The sequence below is a fragment of the Agrobacterium sp. 6Ca8 genome, assembly GCF_055382765.1.
Genome location: NZ_AP026435.1, coordinates 551,795 through 573,508 on the forward strand (window position 1 = coordinate 551,795; position 21,714 = coordinate 573,508).

20 protein-coding genes, 1 pseudogene and 1 riboswitch are annotated in these 21,714 nt (G+C 58.7%); of the genes and pseudogenes, 9 read left to right on the plus strand and 12 right to left on the minus strand.

All coding sequences use genetic code 11. From position 1 onward, the window contains the following. Nucleotides 1-70 precede the first annotated feature (70 nt). A complete protein-coding gene (locus ACZ5A6_RS26280) occupies nt 71-601 on the minus strand; it encodes a carboxylesterase family protein (protein ID WP_464111489.1) in 531 nt (176 codons plus the stop codon). 478 nt (nt 602-1,079) lie between these two features. Here ACZ5A6_RS26280 and ACZ5A6_RS26285 point away from each other — a divergent pair, with 478 nt between their 5' ends. From ACZ5A6_RS26285 to ACZ5A6_RS26295, 3 genes are all read left to right on the plus strand, one after another. Beyond that, complete coding sequence (locus ACZ5A6_RS26285) at nt 1,080-1,334, plus strand: type II toxin-antitoxin system ParD family antitoxin (protein ID WP_464111490.1); 255 nt, start codon at nt 1,080-1,082, stop codon at nt 1,332-1,334. Continuing rightward, nucleotides 1,334-1,627, plus strand: a complete 294-nt coding sequence (locus ACZ5A6_RS26290; protein WP_113292066.1) for a type II toxin-antitoxin system RelE/ParE family toxin — start codon at nt 1,334-1,336, stop codon at nt 1,625-1,627. The genes ACZ5A6_RS26285 and ACZ5A6_RS26290 overlap by 1 nt, the downstream gene beginning before the upstream one ends. A gap of 333 nt (nt 1,628-1,960) precedes the next feature. After that, entirely contained in the window at nt 1,961-2,515 is a 555-nt protein-coding gene (locus ACZ5A6_RS26295) for a peroxiredoxin (RefSeq protein WP_173994762.1), read from the plus strand. Here ACZ5A6_RS26295 and ACZ5A6_RS26300 read toward each other — a convergent pair. The 5 genes from ACZ5A6_RS26300 to ACZ5A6_RS26320 all read right to left on the minus strand — a co-directional run bounded on the left by ACZ5A6_RS26300 (nt 2,505) and on the right by ACZ5A6_RS26320 (nt 7,644). Continuing rightward, nucleotides 2,505-3,290: an SDR family oxidoreductase gene (locus ACZ5A6_RS26300; RefSeq protein ID WP_003517095.1), complete on the minus strand. Its 786-nt coding sequence runs from the start codon at nt 3,288-3,290 to the stop codon at nt 2,505-2,507. The genes ACZ5A6_RS26295 and ACZ5A6_RS26300 overlap by 11 nt on opposite strands. A gap of 29 nt (nt 3,291-3,319) precedes the next feature. Then, the gene (locus ACZ5A6_RS26305) at nt 3,320-4,273 is read right to left on the minus strand and encodes a sugar-binding transcriptional regulator (RefSeq protein ID WP_003517093.1); all 954 of its coding nucleotides are present in this window, start codon (nt 4,271-4,273) and stop codon (nt 3,320-3,322) included. Between the two features lie 20 nt (nt 4,274-4,293). Continuing rightward, complete coding sequence (locus tag ACZ5A6_RS26310) at nt 4,294-5,763, minus strand: FGGY family carbohydrate kinase (protein WP_464111491.1); 1,470 nt, start codon at nt 5,761-5,763, stop codon at nt 4,294-4,296. Between the two features lie 115 nt (nt 5,764-5,878). After that, nucleotides 5,879-6,835 (minus strand): transketolase family protein, encoded by a 957-nt coding sequence (locus tag ACZ5A6_RS26315; protein ID WP_013637522.1) that lies wholly within the window; start codon nt 6,833-6,835, stop codon nt 5,879-5,881. Then, nucleotides 6,835-7,644, minus strand: a complete 810-nt coding sequence (locus ACZ5A6_RS26320; RefSeq protein ID WP_076844245.1) for a transketolase — start codon at nt 7,642-7,644, stop codon at nt 6,835-6,837. Before ACZ5A6_RS26320 ends, ACZ5A6_RS26315 begins: the two co-directional genes overlap by 1 nt. 437 nt (nt 7,645-8,081) lie before the next feature. On the opposite strand from ACZ5A6_RS26320, the gene ACZ5A6_RS26325 reads away from it, so the two are divergent. The 4 genes from ACZ5A6_RS26325 (at nt 8,082) to ACZ5A6_RS26340 (ending at nt 12,527) form a co-directional block, all read left to right on the plus strand. Further along, a complete protein-coding gene (locus ACZ5A6_RS26325) occupies nt 8,082-9,062 on the plus strand; it encodes an ABC transporter permease (protein WP_464111492.1) in 981 nt (326 codons plus the stop codon). A 132-nt stretch (nt 9,063-9,194) separates the two neighbouring features. Continuing rightward, nucleotides 9,195-10,124: a sugar ABC transporter substrate-binding protein gene (locus tag ACZ5A6_RS26330; protein ID WP_003517083.1), complete on the plus strand. Its 930-nt coding sequence runs from the start codon at nt 9,195-9,197 to the stop codon at nt 10,122-10,124. A gap of 120 nt (nt 10,125-10,244) precedes the next feature. Next, a complete protein-coding gene (locus ACZ5A6_RS26335; protein ID WP_019565851.1) occupies nt 10,245-11,723 on the plus strand; it encodes a sugar ABC transporter ATP-binding protein in 1,479 nt (492 codons plus the stop codon). Between the two features lie 15 nt (nt 11,724-11,738). Next, the gene (locus ACZ5A6_RS26340) at nt 11,739-12,527 is read left to right on the plus strand and encodes an SDR family oxidoreductase (protein WP_003517081.1); all 789 of its coding nucleotides are present in this window, start codon (nt 11,739-11,741) and stop codon (nt 12,525-12,527) included. A 117-nt stretch (nt 12,528-12,644) separates the two neighbouring features. On the opposite strand, the gene ribB is transcribed toward ACZ5A6_RS26340, so the two are convergent. From ribB to ACZ5A6_RS26365, 5 genes and pseudogenes are all read right to left on the minus strand, one after another. Then, the gene (ribB, locus tag ACZ5A6_RS26345) at nt 12,645-13,286 is read right to left on the minus strand and encodes a 3,4-dihydroxy-2-butanone-4-phosphate synthase (RefSeq protein ID WP_464111493.1); all 642 of its coding nucleotides are present in this window, start codon (nt 13,284-13,286) and stop codon (nt 12,645-12,647) included. Nucleotides 13,287-13,405: 119 nt separating this feature from the next. Then, a riboswitch (FMN riboswitch) is annotated at nt 13,406-13,555 on the minus strand. Nucleotides 13,556-13,703: 148 nt separating this feature from the next. Next, a pseudogene (locus ACZ5A6_RS26350) lies at nt 13,704-15,808 on the minus strand (ATP-binding protein). Continuing rightward, on the minus strand, nt 15,750-17,258 hold the full coding sequence (locus ACZ5A6_RS26355; protein WP_111801289.1) for an ATPase domain-containing protein: 1,509 nt from the start codon (nt 17,256-17,258) through the stop codon (nt 15,750-15,752). The pseudogene ACZ5A6_RS26350 and the gene ACZ5A6_RS26355 overlap by 59 nt, the downstream one beginning before the upstream one ends. Before the next feature lie 588 nt (nt 17,259-17,846). Next, nucleotides 17,847-18,596 (minus strand): pirin family protein, encoded by a 750-nt coding sequence (locus tag ACZ5A6_RS26360; protein ID WP_464111494.1) that lies wholly within the window; start codon nt 18,594-18,596, stop codon nt 17,847-17,849. A gap of 67 nt (nt 18,597-18,663) precedes the next feature. Continuing rightward, nucleotides 18,664-19,239 (minus strand): isochorismatase family protein, encoded by a 576-nt coding sequence (locus ACZ5A6_RS26365; protein WP_003517050.1) that lies wholly within the window; start codon nt 19,237-19,239, stop codon nt 18,664-18,666. A gap of 138 nt (nt 19,240-19,377) precedes the next feature. On the opposite strand from ACZ5A6_RS26365, the gene ACZ5A6_RS26370 reads away from it, so the two are divergent. After that, on the plus strand, nt 19,378-20,259 hold the full coding sequence (locus tag ACZ5A6_RS26370; protein ID WP_003517049.1) for a LysR family transcriptional regulator: 882 nt from the start codon (nt 19,378-19,380) through the stop codon (nt 20,257-20,259). A gap of 13 nt (nt 20,260-20,272) precedes the next feature. Here the strand turns inward: ACZ5A6_RS26370 and ACZ5A6_RS26375 are convergent, their stop codons facing one another. Beyond that, the gene (locus ACZ5A6_RS26375) at nt 20,273-20,602 is read right to left on the minus strand and encodes a winged helix-turn-helix transcriptional regulator (RefSeq protein ID WP_003517048.1); all 330 of its coding nucleotides are present in this window, start codon (nt 20,600-20,602) and stop codon (nt 20,273-20,275) included. Nucleotides 20,603-20,710: 108 nt separating this feature from the next. Here ACZ5A6_RS26375 and ACZ5A6_RS26380 point away from each other — a divergent pair, with 108 nt between their 5' ends. Continuing rightward, nucleotides 20,711-21,697 (plus strand): NADPH:quinone reductase, encoded by a 987-nt coding sequence (locus ACZ5A6_RS26380; RefSeq protein ID WP_464111495.1) that lies wholly within the window; start codon nt 20,711-20,713, stop codon nt 21,695-21,697. The last annotated feature ends 17 nt before the right edge of the window (nt 21,698-21,714 follow it).

Genomic DNA, 21,714 nt, shown 5'->3' on the forward strand with positions numbered 1-21,714 from the left:
CGACCGTCGCGCAAGAAGCTTTACGCCGGTATACAGGTTCAAAGTTGGTCCCTTCATCAAGAAAATTCTTTCATTTCAGGTGCCGATCCAAGTCAGTAGACGCCTTGGCCATTCCAGAATTCGCAACGGTGGTTACGGGCACAGTCATCAGCCGAACATTCCTGGAGCCAGTGAGGTTCAACTGCTTTATTGCGCGCGCCTGATCTCTTACGCTCGGCCAGTCCTCCCACTGCTGCGCGGTGGTGACACTCGTCCAGTAGGCCTGCATCTGCACGGCAAGCTTTTGCTGCATCGGGTTAAGTTGGGTCACGGCCCCTTGTGAACCGCCATGGAAGCCGGGGAAGATATATGGAAGCTCGAAGGTGTGGGCTGCTTTAAGGTCGAAGCTCGTGGGTGCTCTGTAGGAGGGTGCCGGTCGGTCAGCGAATTCATAGCTCCAGACATCAGTGTGCTCTTTTGCAAGATTTCTGAGTTGATTTGCGGAGCACGCGAAAAAGTAGTATTTGATGGTTATGGAGAACGCGTCTGACGGGGTGTGGTAACTCGAAGCGGGATATTCTTTCAGAACAGCTGGAGCGAGATCACTGTAAAACGCTTTCACGGCTTCCGGATAGGCCGCCTCGGTCAGCGCTATGCTCTAGTGCTGGGAAGCGCAGCATACCTTACGACCTCTCGGAAGTGTACTCGACGGATCAAGGGAATGCGGCTTCGGAAGTAACGGTCTATAAGGGCAAAACGTGCTCGAAGCCGCCTGTTATGCGTTTCGACAAAGAATATTCTCATTTGGCAATAAGAGTTGCTGCGTCTGCGCGGATGTTGGTTGCTCGGTTTTAAATAGACATTTGCAAGGAAAGGCCCTTGGGTCTATCGACCCGGGTGAAGAGCTGATGAGGCGATCGTTGCGATCAATTAGCTCCACAAGCTATATTACGCCTCAGGCCTGTGCTTTCAGCGGCTTAGTTCTTGAATTTCCAGGGACACGCCGGTTCACATCCCTTCAAGAGCTGTAATTGCGACCTCATCATTAGTTTGGCAAACTTTGCCATCAGCGAGTATGTTGACGCATTAAGGAGACTCGAATGGCGACGATGAATGTATCCCTGCCAGACCCCATGAAAGATTTGGTTGAAGCACAGGCCAAGACTGGTCGATACTCGAATGCGAGCGATTATGTCCGGGACCTGATCCGCAGAGACCAAGCGCGTACGGACAAGATTGCCGAGATGCAGCGATTTGTCGACGACGGGATCAGAAGCGGAGTTGGGAGCCGTTCAACGGAAGAGTTGTTTGCTTTAGCCACTTCTCGAGCTGACATCAGCCGCGGACGCGCTTAATGCCATTTAGCCTATCTGTCCAAGCGGAAGAGGATATTATTTCCATTGCAGAAGAAGGCATCCGCATCTTCGGAGCACTAGTCGCCAGACAATATCACGATGAGCTTTTTGCCTTGCTCGAACTCATCGCCACCAACCCAAGAATGGCACGCGAACGACATGAGATTTCTCCTCCTGTCAGGATCCATCCTCTCAAGGCTCACCCTGTCGTGTACCGCATCATTGAAGACGGGAGCGTATTCGTCATCCGCATACGGCACGGCCATGAAGATTGGGCGGGAGATTCTTTCTAACCAACCACTTCGCCGAATTTATAACATATTGGTCGTAAGTGCGAAACTCATCAAGGCGTTCAGGCATTGCGAGAGTGCGAATTCGGTATCGACGCAGGCAAGGTTCAGCGGGAAAATTAGTTTCCGTTTTATCGGTTGCCGCCATCTCTATCGGCCAGAGACTTGGCAATCAGTGACTTTGTCAAATCGAATGAAGGTGTGGCGTTCGTATTCCATCAAGGCTGAAGGCGCGAATCGCTACGGCAGCTTTGCACCTGCGCACAAGACATTGCGGTAGTATGAAAATCGGCTAACTTCGCAACGTCGACAGACAGGAAGAGCAACGAGGTGGGAATGATTGAACCCGGCGGGGATGAGAGATTACTGACCCCCCATGACGACGGAGCAGCCAGGCATTTACCCGGGATGGAGTTGCCTGGCATTGGTTTGGTTGCGACGGATGGCACGACCGTCGATCTGCGTGGGCCTGGGTTAACCGTGGTCTATGCTTACCCCCGGACAAGCCCGCCCGGAGGCAAGGCTATTGACGGATGGGACGCAATACCCGGCGCGAGGGGATGTACACCACAGTCCTGTGCCTTCCGTGATCATTTCGCTGAACTGAAGGCATTGGGAGCAAAGCGTCTGTTTGGCCTTTCTACGCAGACCACGGAGTATCAGCGAGAGGCAGCAGAGCGGCTTCACCTGCCGTTTCCTCTGCTTTCCGATCATTCACTCCTTCTGGTGTCAGCCCTTCGCCTTCCAACGTTCCAGGCTGGAGGCCTGACATTGCTAAAGAGGCTCACGATGATTATCGAAACGGGCGTTATCAAGCATGTCTTTTACCCGGTCCATCCGCCAGAGAAGAACGCAGATGCCGTCATCGATTGGTTGAGTGCTACGACATGATCAGCCCGCCATCGACATTAATTGTCTGGCCGGTGATGTAGGCCGCATCCTCGGAGGCGAGAAACGCCACCAAGGCTGCCACTTCGGCTGGTGTTCCTGCGCGGCGCATTGGAATGTTGCGCACCCATTCGGCCATGAGTTCGCCGGGCTTGTAGTCACCGAGCATCTGGCCCCAGACTCGGTCGTTATAATCCCACATTTCGGTGTGGATGATGCCGGGGCAAATGGCGTTGACGGTGATGCCTTCGGGCGCCAGTTCCTTGGCCAGACTTTGCGTGAGGCCGACGACGCCGAATTTTGAAGCGGCGTAGTGGGGGGTATAGATAAATCCCTGGCGGGCCTGGCCAGAGGCGGTGTTAACCAGGCGGCCCTTGGTGCCACTTGCGCGGAAGCGGCGGATCGCCTCCTGGCAGCACAGGAACGCGCCCTTGGTGTTGACATCGAGGTTGAAATCCCACTGTTCCTGCGTCAGCTCCTCGATCTTGGAGATGGTGATGACGCCGGCGTTCTGGACGGAGATGGAAAGCGGACCGATTGCCTCTTCGGCTGCGCCATAGGCCTCGCGCACCGCCGCCGCATCCCGCACATCGAGGATCACGCCATGGGTGACTGAGCCGGTTTCGTCCGCCAGCTTTTTGGCGGCGTCATTGGTGTCCTTGTCGACAGAGGCGATGGCGACTTTCGCGCCTTCCTCGGCAAAACGGCGGGCGATGCCGTAACCGATGCCCTTGTTGCCTCCAGTCACGAATACGGATTGACCTTCAAAGCGCCTCATGTCTCCTCCTTATGGGATAACGGCTGTGTTTATGTGCCGACCAGTCGTTCGGCGGTGAATTTGTCGGTGACGAGAACATCGATCACGCCGGTTCTGAGCGCGCCGGCGATCGCCTCGGTCTTTTTCGAGCCGCCGGCGAGTGCAATGACGCGGTCGACATTGGCAAGGTTCTCCAGCGGAAGGCCTATGACCCGGTCATCGAGCGGTGTCTTGACGGGCTTGCCGTCCTTGTCGAAGAACCTGAGCGAAATATCGCCCACGGCGCCCGCCTGTGCGAGATCGGCAAGCTCCTTGGCGGAAAAGATATTGCCGGAACGGGCAAGAAGCTCCGATGGCTCGACGGCGCCGACACCGACGATGGCGAGCGTGATTGAACCGAAAAGATCAATTGTTTCGCGCACGAAGGGATCGGCCAGCATCAAAAGCTTGGCCTCGCGAGAGGTGGCGACGCCGGGGACCGGCAGCAATTTCGGTTCGGCCTCCGTCAGCCGCGCTAGCCGGGTGGTGATCTGGGTCGCGTGCGTCTGCACGGAAGGATCGCCCATGCCGCCTAGCGTCTGGACGATGTAACGCGCTTTGGCGCCCTTCAGCGGATGGATGTTTTCCACCATCTTGAAGATCGTCTGGCTCCAGCTGGAAACGCCGATGATCTCGTTTTGCGACAGCGTCACCTCGAGAAAATGCGCGGCTGCCTCGCCGATGCGGGCCATGATCGCGCCGTCGCGATCCTCGCTGCAATCGACGACAATGGCTTCCGGCAGGTCGAAGCGTTCGCGAAGCTGTGCTTCAAGATCGCTATAGGTACCGGGCGGCGGAATGATGCTGGTGCGCACGATACCTTCCGTTTCGGCACGCTTCAGCATGCGCGAAACGGTGGCCTGCGAAAGATTGAGATGTTCGGCAATCTCCGCCTGCCGCCTGTGCTCGCTGAAATACATCTGCGCCACGCGGGATATCATCCGAAGTTCGTTGATCCTGCCCATAAGCCCTCCAGGGTGAATTTTTATTCACCCTTACCCGACGTCACAGGTAACGTCGAGCGCGCAATCGCGTCGCGCCAGACGGCAAGCCGTTGCCTGCCGTCACTGGACGAAGGCGCGATGGCGTTGCCGTGACTGTTGAGCGCGGCGATGGCGTCGAGATCGCTCCACAGACCGAGGGCGAGGCCGGCAAGATAGGCCGCGCCAAGTGCGGAGGCTTCCGGCGCGTCACGCTGGATGACGGGGTGGTCCAGCATGTCGGCGACGCATTGCATGAGGAAACGGTTCTGGCTCGGCCCGCCATCCACGAAAAGCTGTCCGAAGCCGGAGGGCGACTGCGCGCGCATGGTCGAGAAGACGTCATAAACCTGAAAGGCGATGGAATCGGTAACGGCGCGGGCCATCTGCGCGCGACTTGTGCTGAAATTGATCTGCGAAAATAGCGCACGGCAATTGGAATCCCAATAGGGCGCGCCAAGGCCGACAAAGGCCGGGACGAAACCGGGACCATCTGGTTCAGCGGTCGCGGCAAGCTCCACAAGAGATGCGACATCTGGCAGGCCGAGAATGTCCGTCATCCACGGCAGGGAGGCGGCAGACACAAGAATATTGCCCTCGAAGGCGAAAGTCGGCTTGCCGTGAATCCTCCAGGCAACAGTCGTGGTGATGCCGCGCTCTGGCGCGATGAAATGCGGCAGCGTCGTCATCACCGATGAGCCGGTGCCGAACGTCACCTTGCCGTCACCGGGGTTGAAGGCGCCGTGGCCGAAGAGGGCGGCGTGGCTGTCGCCGACGGCAGCCAGAATAGGCGTGCCGTCCTTGATGCCGGGAACACCTGATGTCACGCCGAAGTTGCCGCTGCTGTCGCGCGGGTCGGGCAGGGCGTTGATGTCGATGCCAAAAAGGTCACAAAGCTCTTCGCTCCACACCTGCCGGTTGAGATCGAGCACCTGGCTTCGGGCCGCGTTGGAGGCATCGCAGGCATGCACTCTGCCGCCGGTCAGGCAGTGGATCAGCCAACTATCGATGGTGCCGAGGCGAAGGCTGCGGCCCTTCGGCGCACGCTCCAACAGCCAGCGCATCTTGGCGCCGGGAAACATCGGGTCAATAGGCAGGCCGGTCAGCGCCATGACACGTTCGGAATGGCCCTTGCTGATGAGATCGGTGCATTCCTGCGCGGTGCGGCGGCATTGCCAGCTCAAGACCGGGCCAAGCGGCTCGCCTGTTTCGCCGTCCCAGATCGTCACCGATTCGCGCTGGTTGGAAATGGCGATGGCTTCAATGTTGACGGCAGAGGGTGCCGAAGACAGGCAGGCGGAAATCGCTTCGCGCACCGAGGCCCAGATACGGTTCGGATCCTGCTCGACCCAGCCGGGCTGCGGATATGTGATGCCGACCGGCGATGAACCGCGCGCCAGCAATTCTCCTGTTTCAGAAACGAGAATGGCCTTTGAATTGGTGGTGCCCTGATCGATGGACAGAATGGCGCGCATCACTTGAGTTCTTTCGTCGGCAGTTTTTTCGTTTCAGCCTTGCGGTGATTAAACGACGATATTGCAAAGGGTGTCGCCGCGCATCCGAAGACACGCGACGACCCTGGGAGGAGATTTACTTTCTCTTGAGCAGCGCTGCTGCAGCCTCCGCGATGGCCGCGGGTGCCATGCCAAACTCATCGAGCAGCCATTCTGCCGAGCCGGTATGGGCAAAGACGCCCGGAACGCCGAGGCGCTTCATCGGCACGGGGGCGTGATCGACAACAACTTCGGCGATGGCAGAGCCGAGACCGCCGAAGATCGAATGTTCCTCAGCCGTCAGGATTGCGCCGGTTTCCTTCGCTGCGGCAATGACGGCCGCCTCGTCAATCGGGCGCACGGTTGCCATGTTAAGCACACGCGCCTTGATGCCACGACCGGCCAGAATATCGGCGGCCTTGACGATGCGGTGTGTCAGCGTGCCATTGGCGATCAGCGTTATGTCGGAACCTTCGCGCAGCAGGTTGGCGCGGCCGAGTTCAAAGACGTGGCCATCAGGCAGAAGGTCCGGCACGCCGACGCGCGACAGGCGAAGGAAGCAGGGCCCGGCATAGTCCGCAGCCCATTTGACGGCGGCGGCCGTTTCGATGCGGTCGCAGGGGGCAATGACCGGCAGGTTCGGCAGAACGCGGGTCCAGGCGAAATCCTCGATCGAGTGATGTGTCGGACCCAGTTCGCCATAGGCCATGCCCGAGGAGATGCCGATGAGCTTCACATTGGCGTTGGAATAGGCGAGGTCTGCCTTGATCTGTTCCAGCGCGCGACCGGTCAGAAAACAGGATGCGCCGCAGACGAAGGGAAGCTGGCCGCCATTGGCAAGGCCGGCGCCGACGCCCACCATGTTCTGTTCGGCAATGCCGACATTGACGAGGCGCTCGGGGAATTTTGACTTGAAGCCGCCGAGCTTCGAGGAGCCGACCGAATCGTTGCAAACGGCCACGACCCTGTCGTTTGCAGCAGCCAGCGCTTCCAGCGTTTCGGCGAAGGCGTCGCGGCAATCATAGAGTTTGGCGGCGGTTACGGGCGCGTTCATTACAATGCCTCCGAAAGTTCTTTGACGGCAATTTCGTATTGTTCCTTGCTTGGAACCTTGTGATGCCAGTCGACGCGGTCCTGCATGAACGAAATGCCGTGACCCTTGTTGGTGTGCGCAACGATGCAATGCGGGCGCTTGCCTCGATGTTCGAGCGCCGGGACGATCTCTTCCATCGCGTTGCCGTTGATTTCGCTCACCTCCCAGCCGAATGCTTCAAGCTTCGGGCGAAGCGGCGCGACGTCGTTGGTTTCCGAGATCGCAGCACCCTGCTGGAAACGGTTATGATCGATGATAAGCGTCAGATTGTTAAGCTCGAACTGCGCGGCGGACATGATGGCTTCCCAGTTGGAGCCCTCCTGCATCTCGCCATCACCGGTCATGACATAGGTATGGTAATCCGCTCCCGAAAGCTTGGCCGCCTTGGCCATTCCGACGGCAACTGGAAGCCCGTGGCCAAGCGGGCCGGTATTGGTCTCGACCCCCGGCACCTTGTTGCAGTTGGGGTGGCCATTGAGGCGGGAATTGGGTTGCAGGAAGGTCGAGATTTCCTCTTCCGGGATAAAGCCACGTTTGGCGAGCGTCACATAAAGCGCGCAGGCGGTGTGGCCTTTCGACAGCACGAAACGGTCGCGGGCAGGGTTCTTCGGTTCTTCCGGCCAGATGCGCAATACGCGGAAATAAAGGGCGGTCATGATGTCGATCGCCGACATTTCTCCGCCGATATGGCCGGCACCCGCTTCGAAAACAGCCTGGACGTCGCGAAGGCGAATCTGGCGCGCAATGCGCTCTAGCTCTGTGGGCTGCATGGGATCCTCTTCAAAACATGCGTGTGAATATTTATACAGCTGTTTATATAATTGCAGACGTGGCGTTTCTGTCAAGCCGGAATTGTGAATTGTCCTGTTTCAATCCGTGCCGATTATTTCTGCCGCTTCATTTTCACCAATGATGAAGCGCGCCTCCCCGCCTCATTCCTCGGTCCGTAAAAGGAACCTGCTCAACCTAAGTCCTTTGGCGGAAAGGGCTCTCCTTGCCACGCAGGCGCGCTTGAGCTGGATTCCCGCGATGCGCACTGGAACGGGATGAGAGGCGCAGGTGTGAAGCCATCCCATCACCCGCAAGGCCCATCCCGCCCTCCAAGCCTATTGACAAGTTTCTCTCAACTGGCTTATGCATGTTTCACCGAGCATGAATAATTATTCTAATCGGTTTAAAAAATGCAAGATAGCCACTTGGAGGAGCCATGTCCGTGCTTGAACGCGATGAGGGGGTTACGCACACCAGAAGCCCGCTTGCCTGGCTAAGCGGTGCGACCGGACCTCTTTTGGGCCTGCTGCTGCTGTGTGTCTTCCTGACCTTCACCAGCGAAAATTTTCTGTCGCTTCGAAACGGTCTCAACATCCTCGACCAGATCACCGTGCTCGGCATCATGGCCGTTGGCATGACCTTTGTCATTCTGCTCGGCGGCATCGATCTGTCCGTCGGTTCGGTGCTGGCGCTTTCGATGATGATCATGGGCTGGACAGCCAATGTCGCGGGCATGCCCATGGGCATGGCCATCATGCTGGCGCTCATCGCATCCGCAGCCTGCGGCCTTGTCGTCGGCGTTCTCGTCACCGCCTTTCGGGTTCCGGCCTTCATCGCGACGCTTGCCATGATGTCGGTGGCGCGCGGCCTTGCCAATATGATCACGGACGGTCAGCAGATCGTCGGTTTCCCTGACTGGTTCATGATGCTGGCCATCGACCGCCATTTCGGCGTGCTGACGGCGACCGTGCTGCTGATGCTGGTCGTTGTTCTGGTATCGTTTCTTTTCCTGCGCTTCCGCTCCGAAGGCCGCACCGTCTATGCCGTTGGCGGCAACCCGGAAGTGGCGCGACTTGCCGGCATCAACGTCGCCCTGGTGACGATCTGCGTCTATGTTGCCTGTGCGGTTCTTGCCGGTCTTGCGGGTATCGTTCTTGCAGCCCGTCTCGACTCGGTGCAGCCCTCCAGCGGTTTTGGCTACGAGCTGGATACGATTGCGGCTGTCGTCATCGGCGGGACCTCGCTTTCGGGCGGTGCCGGCGGCATCGGCGGAACGCTGATCGGCGTGCTCATCATCGGTGTGCTGCGCAACGGCCTCAACCTGCTCAATGTTTCTCCCTTTCTGCAACAGGTCATCATCGGTGTGGTTATCGTGCTGGCCGTGGGCGCTGAAACATTGCGCCGGCGCAGAAGCTGAATTTGCCTGCGGAGGGCGATGAGCCGTCCGCGCAATAGACGATCCTCCCGGTATGGGAGGCGTGAAAAGCGGCCGAAGGGGAGGAGGTTTGATCTGCCCGAAGGTCAAAAATCAACAAATGGAGGAATAATCATGAAATTTTCACGCATTCTGCTGACATCCGCCGCCCTTCTGGCCCTGTCGCTCGGTTCGGCCAACGCCGCCGAAGTCAAGAAGATCGGCCTTGCCGTTGCCAATCTTCAGGCGAACTTCTTCAACCAGATCAAGCAGGCCGTCGAAGCCGAAGCCAAGACGCGCGGCATCACCGTTGTCACCGTCGATGCCAAGGGCGACGGTCCGACGCAGGTCAACCAGATCCAGGATCTCCTGACGCAGAACATCGACGCGCTGATCTATATTCCCGCTGGTGCCGCTGCGGCGACCGTTCCGGTCAAGCTTGCCAAGGCGGCCGGTGTGCCCGTCATCAACATCGACCGCAATGCCGACGGCGCACCGGGCGATACCTTCCTCGCCACCGATTCCGTCGCTTCCGCCAAGTCGGTCTGCGACTACATCATCAAGCAGGCAGGCGGCTCGGGCAAGATGGTCATCATTCATGGCCAGAAGGGCACGACACCGGAAGTCGACCGCACCAAGGGCTGCATGGAATCGGTCAAGGCCAATTCCGGCGTGAAGATCGTTGCCGAACAGTGGTCCAACATGTGGAGCCAGGATGAAGGCTTCCAGATCATGCAGAACATGCTGCAGGCCAATCCGGACGTTTCCATCGTCTTTGCCCAGGCAGACGGTCTGGCGCTCGGCGCGGCACAGGCGATCAAGGTCGCCAACCCCTCGCAGAAGATCGTCGTTGGCGGCTTCGATGGCGACACGGCAGCGCTTGAGGCGCTGAAGAACGGCGTCTTTGACGTGACAGCGACGCAGCAGACCCAGAAGATGGGCCGCACGGCTGTGGAAATGGCCGTCAAGATCGTCGGCGGCGAGAAGGTTCCGGCCGTGCAACTCTCCGAGGCGACGCTGACGACGAAGGAAAACGTCGACGGTTTCATTGCCAATCACCCCTGATGCATCCGCCCCCGCGCACTCCAGCCGGATGCGCGGGGGCGTCATCTGTTCGTTTTCAGGCAATTCGGACGCAAAGCCGTGGCGCATCGCTGCCACGCGTGTTTCCCAGGAGGTCCCGTCATGCGCGAGCCGGTTCTTTCGCTCCGTGGCATCAGCAAACGTTATGGCCCGCTCGAGGTTCTGAAAAGCGTCGATCTCGACGTCTATCCGGGTGAAGTCGTGGCGTTGCTGGGTGAAAACGGGGCGGGCAAGTCCACCCTGTCTGGCATCATCGCCGGTTCCCGCGAGCCGTCCGAAGGAAAGATGACCTGGCTTGGCCAGCCCTATACGCCCGCTTCGCCGCGTGAGGCGATAGACAAGGGCATTGTACTCATCCATCAGGAGCTGAAGCTTCTGCCGGAGCTTTCCATCGCCGAAAACGTCTTCATCGGCCGCTGGCCGATGAAGAACGGAATCGTCGACCGCGCCGAAATGGTGCGAAGGGCGCAGCAGCAGCTGGCGCGTCTCAATCTGCATATTCCCGCAACCCGCAAGGTGGCGGGCCTTTCGACCGCGAACCAGCAACTGATCGAAATCGCCAAGGCGCTGGCGCTCGATGCCAAGCTCCTGATCCTCGACGAGCCGACGGCGGCCCTTGGCGGTGCAGAAACCCAGGCCCTGTTCGAGCAGGTTCGCAAGCTGCGCGCAGAGGGCGTAGGCATCATCTATATTTCCCACCGCATGGAAGAGATCAGGCAGATCACCGACCGCATCGTCGTGCTGCGCGACGGTGAGCGGGTGCATGAATTTGAAGACAGCGCGACACCGGTGCGCACCATCGTCGAAAGCATGGTCGGCCGGTCGCTGGAACGCCTGTTCCCGGCGCTGCCCGAACCGCAGGAAAAAACGGTGCTAGAGGTCAAGGGGCTGACTGGCACGGGCAATTCTTTCCGCGACATCAGTTTCGGCGTGCGTGCAGGCGAAATTCTTGGAATTGCCGGACTGATCGGCGCGGGGCGTACCGAACTGGTGCGTGCCATTTCCGGTGCCGATCCGACCAGTGCGGGCGAGGTTTTGCTCGATGGACAGGTACTGACGCTGAAAAGCCCGGCGGATGCGATTGCGAAGGGCATCGTCATGGTGCCGGAAGACCGCAAGCTTCAGGGGCTGGTTGTTGAGCATGAGATCGGTGAAAACCTGATCTACGCCAATCTCGACCGTGTCGGCACCGGCTGGATAACGCCTAGCATCAAGCGTGCTTTTACGAAGGAGGCAATTGCAAAATTCGGCGTGAAGGGCCGCAGCGAACAGCCTGCCTCGGATCTCTCCGGCGGCAACCAGCAGAAGGTCGTCATCGCCAAATGGCTTGCACGTAACCCGCGCGTGGTTGTGCTGGACGAGCCGACGCGCGGCATCGATGTCGGCGCGCGGGCTGGCATTTACGATATTATCGTCGGTCTGGCCAAAAGCGGCGTTGCCGTCATCGTCGTCAGTTCCGATCTGGAAGAGGTGCTGGGCGTTTCAAACCGTATCCTCGTTCTTGCGCAGGGAAAACAGGCCGGAATCCTCAATCGCGACGAGGCCAACGACGTCTCGGTCATGGAACTGGCAACCATCTGAAGAAGGAAATAGAGAATGTCCACCATCACGCTCAACGCGCCGAAACTCTTCGATCTTTCCGGCCAGGTGGCGTTCGTCACCGGTGCCGGTTCCGGCATCGGCCAGCGGATCGCCATGGGGCTTGCCCAGTCCGGTGCCGATGTCGCGCTGCTTGACCGCCGCACCGATGACGGCCTGGCGCAGACGGCCGATTTCATTGCCAGGGCTGGTCGCAAGTCGATCCAGATCGCCGCCGATGTCACCAGCAAGCAGGCGCTGAGCGAAGCGGTAGCACGCACGCAGGCCGAACTCGGTGCTCTCTCGCTTGCCGTCAATGCCGCCGGCATCGCGAACGCCAATCCCGCCGAGGAAATGGAGGAAAGCCAGTTCCAGACGATGATGGACATCAACCTGAAGGGTGTGTTCCTCTCCTGCCAGGCGCAAGCCAATGCCATGCTGAAGAACGGTCGCGGCGCAATCGTCAACATTGCCTCCATGTCCGGCGTCATCGTCAATCGCGGCCTGATGCAGTGCCACTACAATGCATCGAAGGCTGGCGTCATCCACATGTCCAAATCCATGGCGATGGAATGGGTGGGGCGCGGCATCCGCGTCAACACCATCTCGCCGGGTTACACCGCGACGCCGATGAACACGCGGCCGGAAATGGTGCACCAGACGAAACTGTTCGAAGAGCAGACCCCGATGCAGCGCATGGCGGGCGTCGATGAAATGGTCGGCCCGGCGATCTTCCTGCTGTCAGATGCGGCGAGCTTCGTGACGGGCGTGGACCTTTTGGTAGATGGCGGGTTCTGCTGCTGGTAGGGTTTGCCCGGCAGCGCCGCCCGAATTGATGACCACGTGCAAGAGGTAAGGTGGTCTGTTGATTTTACGCCCGGCTTTTGCCGGGCGTTTTTTATTCACCGCACAGGCGCGTGAAGACTAGGCAACCTGCTTCTGCGCCACTTCCTCGACAACCTCGCCCTTCAGATAGGCAACGAGGTCCTTGATCGTCACGACGATCAGACCGTGGCGTTCGGCGAAGATTTCCAGCTGGGGCAGGCGGGCCATGGTGCCGTCGTCATTGGCGACTTCGCAGATGGTGCCGCAGGGGTACTTGCCGGCCAGGCGGCATAGATCGACGGCGGCTTCCGTGTGGCCGGTGCGGCCGAGCACGCCTTCAGGGTTGGCGCGTAGCGGGAAGATATGGCCGGGGCGGGCAAAGTCTTCGGGACGCGAGCCTTCCGACACCAGCGCACGCACGGTCTTTGCCCGGTCGGCAGCGGAAATGCCTGTCGTAGTGCCGGGAATATAGTCCACGGAGACGGTGAAGGCTGTCTTGAGGGATTCAGTATTGCGCGACACCATCAGCGGAATGTCGAGCGCGTCGAGGCGCTCTCCCGGCATGGCGACGCAGATCAGCCCGCGCGCATGGTTCATCATGAATGCGATCTGCTGCGGGGTTATGCTGTCGGATGCGGCGATGATATCGCCTTCGTTTTCGCGGTCTTCGTCGTCAACGACAATCACCATCTCGCCACGGGATATGGCTTCGATTGCGTCTTCAATTTTAGCAATGGTCATTTTCTTTCAAGCCTTTCAAGGGTTATGCCGTTTTGCGGCATTTTCGCGCTTCAAGAAGCGCCAAATATCCCTTGGGCGAACAATGCAATGCGAAGCCCGCTGCATGCGGGCGTCTTTTGCCTTGTCCTCTTCCATCCGGACTATACCGTCGGCTCCGGCCTCTCACCGGATCTGCTGACCTTCCGGCTTTGGAGACCGGAAGCGCTCGCGGGCTCCGGGAAAATCCCGATACCGCCGGTGGGGAATTGCACCCCGCCCTGAGAACATTGCCAACATAAGTTATCAAATGGGGAGGACGCAAGCGGCAATATTTTGCCAGCCTCCGCGCGCGCGAAACGGATATCCCGATTATATTCGAGACCGGGTATTTCATTTCGGAATAAGAATAGTCTGGGGTAAGAGACCAGACGGCGGCGTTTACGTCGGATCGTTAAACAGCTTATGAAGCTCCCGCTCCAGCTGATCCTGCGTATAAGGCTTGCCGAGCCGTGCAACGTCAAGATCAACTCCAGGCGGCAGTTCTGCATAGCCCGAGGCGATGAGTATCGGAAGCTTTGGGACAATATGGCGCACTGCAATTGCCAGATCTCCGCCGGTCATGCCGGGCATTGAATAGTCGGTGATCAGGATGTCAAAGCCGCTTCCGTCTCCCAGATGTTCCAGTGCCTCTTTCCCCGAATGCGCTTCAACGACATCGTGACCGAGGTCCATCAGCATATCGGCTGAGCTCATCGCTATGAGAGGGTCGTCATCCACCAGCAGTATTCGTTTCGGTCCTGAGGCGCTCGAGGTCGCGCCAGCCGAGACCTCAATCGCTGCGGAGTCATTTGTGATTTCGGATGTCGAGATTGGGATCCACAGTTCCACCCTTGTGCCCTTACCCAGTTCGCTTGTCAGCTTGAGGTCGCCTTTCAACTGGGACGCCAGGCCATGGATCATGGAAAGACCAAGACCGGTGCCTTTTCCAAGTTCCTTGGTCGAAAAAAACGGCTCGATAGCCTTTAGCAGCGTGTCACGATCCATTCCGTGGCCCTGGTCGACGACCGAGAGGACGACGTAATTGCCTGCCGCAAGCTCACCGGCCTGGACGTTCTGATGGATATCGTGCAGCCCGATAACGATCTCGCCTCCGTCAGGCATGGCATCACGGGCATTGACAACGAGATTGAGGAGCGCGAGCTCGACCTGGTTGGCGTCGGCCGAGACCAGAGGAAGGTGATCTGGCACGTCAGTTTTGATCACCACGGTCGAGCCGACGGATCTTTTCAGAAGGTCTTCCATTCCGGTGACTAGCGCTCGCATATCGACCGGGTCAATGCGTAGGTCCTGCCTGCGCGAGAAAGCGAGAAGCCGCTGGGTGAGGGAAGCGCCACGTTTTGCGCCCTGTTGGGCACCCTCGATGAGGCGGATTGCCCTTGCGTCATTGCCAACGCACTTTCGCAGCAACTCAAGATTACCGAGGACGGCCATCAGGAGGTTGTTGAAATCGTGCGCCACGCCGCCGGTGAGTTGGCCGATCGCTTCCATCTTCTGGGACTGGCGCAACTGTTGCTCAGCTCGTTCTCGTTGGCTTACCTCTTCCATGACAGTAGCATATGCTTCTTCCAGTTCACGCGTTCGCTCCGCGACGCGCTCTTCCAGAACCTCATTCAACTGCCGTTGATGCTCTTCCGCTTTCAGACGTGAGGTTATGTCGGCCGATACGCCAACAAGCTTGATGGCCTTGCCAGTGCGGTCCCTGTAGAGCTGGGCACGGATCTCCACCCAGTGGGTAGACCCGTCATTCCAGACCGTTCGGTATTCTATCGCGTAGTCGGCGCCCGTTTCGATCGTTGCACGAACAGCCAACTGCATGCGCTCGAAGTCATCAGGATGGACCGATGCTAAGAGGTCCGCATAGGAAAACTCTTCGTCGGGACCGCGGCCAAAAATTAATCGACATGTTGCCGAAGTGGTCAGTTCATTGGTTGCAAGATCGAGCTCCCACGCGCCAAGTCGGCCGGCGGCAAGGGCCGTCTGGAGGCGACGCTCGCCTTCATCGAGTGCTTCCATTCTGGCCCGGGCATCGAACTGCCGCCGGCGACCGCGCATGGCCGACCTGGCAACGCTTATGAAAGTCGTCGCATGAAAAGGTCGCTCGACAAAGCTCACATTTCCCAGAACCTCAGAGAGCCTCGCCGCAGTCGGGTTGCGTTCAGGTCCTCCGCCGCGGTTTGTCAGGATAATGAATGGCAAGTCAGACCAACTGGGCTGCGCTGCGATCCAAGCAAAAATCCCTTTCAGGTCCGCTGAACGAAACGCCTCCTCGGTCACCACAGCGAAGGCGATGTTGTCCCCAGGCCTGCGACAAACGACGCAATATCAGCCACGGTGGTGGAAGATACACCAGCTTCCTTCAGGAGTGACGCTGCAATTTGCGCATCGCGGCCGATCGGAGCATAGACAAGTGCGCGTGTGTCGCCGTTAGGAATTCTTGCTACCCTCCCCGTTGAGAGGAAGAAGCGGGTGTTGATCGCCGACAAAGTTCGGAACGCCGCGAAGGATGCCCTGGAAGTCGGAGAGTGGTTCTCCGAGGGTCAGTCCGTTGCCGGATATTCTGAACTCACGGATCGTGTCTTCGTGAGGGCCTGTGCGCTTCTTGATCACTGATACGGCGCGACGCACTTTTCCGAGCGCCTCGAAATATCTCAGAAGGATGACGCTATCTGCCAGATAAGTGACATCGACGGGCGATTTCATGTCCCCGACGAGGCCATGCTGGGCGACCGTCAGGAATGTATTGGCTCCCTGCCTGTTGAGGTACTGTAGCAGTTCGTGCATGTGCAAGATGAGAGCATTCTCTTCCGGCATAGAAGCCTGGTAGCCATTGATGCTGTCGATCACCACTGTCTTGGCATCGAAAGTTGATACCCGGTCGCGCACACGCTGTGCAAATTCCCCCGGTGATAGTTCGGCGGCATCGAGTTGCTCGATGTGGATGTGCCCATCTGCCTGCAGCTTCTCCAAGTCGATACCCATTGATCTGGTGCGTGCGTAAAGGAGACCAAGTTCCTCATCGAAAATGAAGACCGCAGCCTTTTCCCCACGCTCGACTGCGGCGTTGACGAACTGCAGAGCAAACAAGCTCTTTCCGGTTCCAGCAGGGCCGATGAGGAGAGTGCTTGATCCACGCTCCACGCCCCCACCGAGCAGGCCGTCGAATTCGGAAAGACCGCTCGAGAGGGTCGTTCGTTCGAATTCGGTTCTGTGCTCAATCGCGCGCAGGCGCGGAAAAACCGCAACGCCGCCAGTCTTGATAGTGAAATCATGATAGCCGCCGCGAAACGACTGACCGCGATACTTGATCACTCTCAACCGACGCCGCTCGGAGCCGTAATCGGGAGCAAGCTGTTCGAGATGAATGACACCGTGGACTACGCTATGGACCGTCTTGTCAAAATTTTCCGACGTCATGTCATCAAGCAGCAGCACCGTTGCATCGGAGCGAGCGAAGAAGTGTTTCAATGCGAGGATTTGTCTGCGGTATCGCAACGAACTCTGCGCTAGAAGGCGAATTTCAGAGAGACTATCAATTACGACGCGTTGAGGTTTGATCCGCTCAAAGGCTTGGAAAATCAGTTTTGTCGTTTCACCCAACTCGAGATCTGAGGAATAGAGCAGGCTTTGCTGTTGTTCGGCGTCGAGAAGGCTTTCCGGGGGGACGAGTTCAAATATCTCGATCCCGCTACCAATCTCCATGCCATGCGATCTGGCGCAATCGCGCAATTCTTCGTCCGTTTCCGACAGGCTGATGTAAAGGCAGCGCTCGCCGCGTATTTCTCCTTCAATAAGGAACTGCAAAGCAATCGTTGTTTTGCCCGTCCCTGGAGAGCCCTCAAGTAAAAAGACATGCCTGCGCGTAAAGCCACCGGAAAGAACATCATCCAGTCCCTTGACGCCAGTTTCTGCTTTTTGACTTAAAACCTGATGCATGTTTCCTCCGGACTTTCTAAAACATCTAGGGCGCGACCTCAGGAGAATCAAGGGCGTAGGCGCGGGAGTGTCTGAGTCCGGACTACCAACGGCGCCCGCCGCAGCGCCGCAGCGCGCAGCGTTTGGCGACGGTTGGCACCGTAATTTGTAGAGGCCGGAAGCTGACTTCGCCGTGTGCGCGTGGCTCTTTCGGGAGTAATCTGCGGAGGTCAGGTCACAAACAGCATGATCTCGATTGCGTCCCAGTGGAAGAACGTTCTTCTTCCGAAGACTGGATCAACCTTAAGCACTGAAGCAAACCCTCCTCAGTTGCGTGTTTCCAATGGCACGCGCCTTGTGTTCGCCCGGATGCTACGGTCTTCGTGATCCGCATCAGCGATCGCTATGAAGATTGGGAGGGTAGCGACGATTAGCCAGAACTGCTCTTCCGTTCATCGAGGATGGCCACGGAAGGCGCTGGCGATGATACCGATCTAGTGGTGCCCTTTGCTATGCATAAAAACACCATCGGTGGGAGACACCGAAACGTTGGAAGAGAGTTGGCGCGAGAAAGCCCTGGTTCACGTTTGCGCCGCTCGAGCAACGACTTCAGCGGCCCCGTTTCTGGTTGCCGCTGAACATGCCGCCGCGAAATACCTGGACGTCAGTGTCGAACGAGAACAAGACGATATCGGTCTCGGTCAATGCCGTTGGATGTTGTTCGAACGAGGTCACGAACACGCTCTCTCCGTCGCAGACCGTCTCGTTTCCAAATCGAATTTTCCCCTTGAAGACAAAGAGCAGGCAAGCCAACCCGGAGTTATCATCAGTTGGCAATCTCAGCGTCGTGCCTGCTCTGAGGCGCACGTCAAAGACCCAGACATCGGATCTTACCGTCAATGGCGCTTTTCGTGGCCCTGCAATCAGTCTCCAGCTATCGTCACTGAATTCATCGACGAAATCATGAAACTGCACCATTGGCTCAAGATTTTGAGCGTTAGGACGCAGGAAAATCTGTAGGGCCCGGACGGGTGTTTCCCCAAGCATAAGCTCTTCATGCTGGAAGTGATGGCCGGCGTTCATCATCATGAAACGTGTCTTGTCGAGCTTTTTCTCGTTTCCGACGGTGTCTCGGTGCAGCATCTCGCCGCCGCGCATGTAGGTCAGTATTTCGTCGTCCTTGTGCGGATGCATGCCTATGAGATGACCCGGCTGAACCTGGGCGCGGTCAATCCTGCCGATGGGACCGATCCCGCTGTCGTCGGTTGTCAGTGACAGCCCCGGATACATGATCTCGACGCCGAAGCCCTGGCCTATATTGCCGCGCATACGTCCTGCAGGGATTTTGGTGATGGTCATTGGATTGTTTCCTTCGATCTCGGGCGCGGGCGACAATCGCCCGCGCCGAACGCAGCGACTTGCGCTGTCAGTGGTAGTTCAGGATACCGACGAGCTTCTGGCCGAGCGGGCTCGTCCAGTCGACGGCGAGTTCCGAGATGATCTGGTCGACAGTGGTGATAATTGCGCCTGCCTTTTCCATGCGCCTCAGGGCGATATCGTCGCCGTATTTGGTGTAAGAGGCGGATGCGTCCGCCGAGACCTGCACCTCGTAACCTTCGTCAAGCATCTGGAGGACCGGAAAGGTGACGCAGATTTCCGTGGTCACGCCTGCGACGAACAGCTTGTTGCGGCCGATCGCCTTGACGGCCTGGTTGAAGCCGTCGTGGTGCATGGCGTTGACGATACCCGGGCGCTTGATGCGGGCTTCGAACGCCTCGGGCAGGATTTCCTTGAGTTCCGGAATCAGCGGCCCCTGGATTTGTTCTTCCATGCTGGACGTCAGGATGGTCGGGATGTTGGCGGCTTTGGCGATCCGGGCAAGCTTGAGTGCGTTCTGCTTGACTAGGTTGATGTCGTGGGAGTGGGTCCAGGCCATCGTGCCGATCTGATGGTCGATCAGCAGCATGGCGGAATTCTCGGGAGTAAAGACGTCCTTATGCATTGTCGTATTCCTTTTTGCGTTGTCGGCGGCTGTCGGGTTGGATTTAGGTCCGCTCGATGAGTGGAATTTAGCGTTGCGATAGACGGCACGGTAGCTCTAGGATGAGCCACTCTGTGGAACGGAAAATGGAACGCAATAATGGTCAGCTTCGAAGATATGCAGACTTTCGTTGAGGTCGCCGATGGCGGCGGGATCACGGTTGCGGCGCGACGTCTCGGATTGCCGAAATCCATCGTCAGCCGTCGCCTCGTTCGTCTAGAGAGCGAGCTGGGCGTCCAGCTCCTCGCCCGGACCACACGAGGTGCATCGCTGACGGAGGCTGGAGCGTCGTTTCGCGAGCATGCCGCGCGCATGTGCCTGGAAATGGAGGTTGCGCGCGAGGAGATTGCGCCGACCGGGGAGCTTCGGGGACGGCTGCGCGTCGCCGTTCCGTCATCCTTCGGTCCGCGGCATTTTGCGCCAGCGCTCGCCGAACTGGCCCGCCAGCATCCGCTCTTGCAGCTCCATGCGCACTACAGCGACCGTTACGTCGATCTGGTGGCGGAAGGCTTTGATTGCGGGATACGTGCCGGTTATCTGCAGGACTCGAACCTGACGGCGAGGAAGATCGGTGCATTCGCGGCTGGATTGTTTGCCAACCCCGAATACCTCCGGAAGCATGGCGTCCCGCGAAAGCCTTCCGATCTGCTTGACCATCAGGCGATCCTGCAGGGCACCGAGAGCTGGAAGGTGTCCGATGGCAGCCGAACCATCGTCATCAATGCGCAGGGAAGGTTCAAGGCGGATAGTGCCCTTGGCATTGCCGAAGGGACGGCAGCCGGACTGGGCATCGCTGCACTGCCGGTTGTGATCGCGGAAAGCTATGTTGCCGCAGGGACCCTTGTGCCGATTATGTCGGACTACGGCCTGCCGGAGATCGGCGTTTACATCGTGCGTCCGCCAGGATCGCACGTGTCCCGGAAGGTCAGAGTGCTAATCGACTTCTTCGTGCAGCGCTTCGCGGCAAAGCCCGGTCCCTGACGCGGACGACCGGTCATGCCTTCGTGGATTGACAGCGACCTTGGAAGGAAACTCCCCAGTCGCGCATCGCCATCAGCACGGGGGCCAGCGTTTTTCCGAATTCGGTGAGGGAATATTCGACGCGCGGAGGGACCTCGGCGAAGACCTCGCGGCTCACGATCCCGTCGGCCTCGAGTTCGCGGAGCTGCATCGTGAGCGAGCGCTGGCTCGGATCGCCGACCAGGCGGCGCAGCTCTCCAAACCGGTACGGACCGTCGAGTAGACGATAGATGATCATCGGCTTCCACTTGCCGCCCGTGACATCGACGGTAACTTCTACCGGGCATTTTGGGCCAACAGCCATTCAGTTCTCCATTAGTGTACTTTTTATTCCTATAGGCAAAACTGTTGCCTACTTGCAAGTTTGCCTGTGTCACGCCCAGATGGAAGCCACATTTAGGAGAGGTGTGTTATGCGAGCTGCGTTCTACGAACGGCAAGGAACTGCGAGAGAAGTATTGACCGTTGGAGAGCTTCCCGATCCCCAGCCCGAGGCGGGGGAAGTCCGGGTCAGGATCGTGGTCTCGGGCATCAATCCTTCGGACATCAAGACGCGTGTCGGCTTCGGCGGTAAGGCCATGCCATTTCCCAGAATCGTTCCGCATCAGGACGGGTCGGGCGTCATCGACAGTGTCGGCCCCGGCGTGTCGCAGGAACGTATAGGCGAGCGGGTGTGGGTCTACATGGCCCAGACGGGGAGGGCGTTCGGGACGGCTGCGGAATTCGTCGTGGTGCCGTCGAGGCAGGCAGTCAGGCTGGCCGACAACGTCCCCTTCGGGGTCGGTGCGTCGTTCGGCGTCCCCGCGATGACGGCGCATCGATGCCTGTTTGCCGATACAAACCTGCGAAGTAAGCGGGTTCTCGTGCACGGTGGCGCCGGTGCGGTCGGTAACGCCGCCATTCTTCTTGCAAAGTGGGCAGGGGCGTGGGTGGCGGCAACGGTGAGCCGCGACGAACAGGCAGACGTTGCCCGCGCAGCCGGAGCCGATCTCGTCGTCAACAGGCATGCCGGTGATGTTGCTGTGAAAATAAGGTCGGCGACCGATGGTCACGGCGTCGACCGTATCGTCGACGTGGACATCTCCGCCAACATCGATACGGCAATCGCCTGCCTTGCGCGTGACGGGGGCGTGTCGGCTTACTCCACGGGATCGCCGCAAGCCAGGCTCTCGATCCCGTTCTTTCCGGCGCTCGTTGGTGGCTTTTCTTTCCGTTTCGTCTACGTCTATACGATGCCGGAAACAGCGATGCGCGATGCTGTCGAGGAAGTCTCGGCCTGCGCGGCTTCGGGAGCCTACGTTCCCAAGATCGCCGTAACGCTCGGGCTTGATCAGATTGCCGAGGCCCATGAACTGCAGGAAAGCGGCAAGGCCATTGGCAAGATTCTGATTGGTTTTTGATCTGCCCGCTGCGCCCG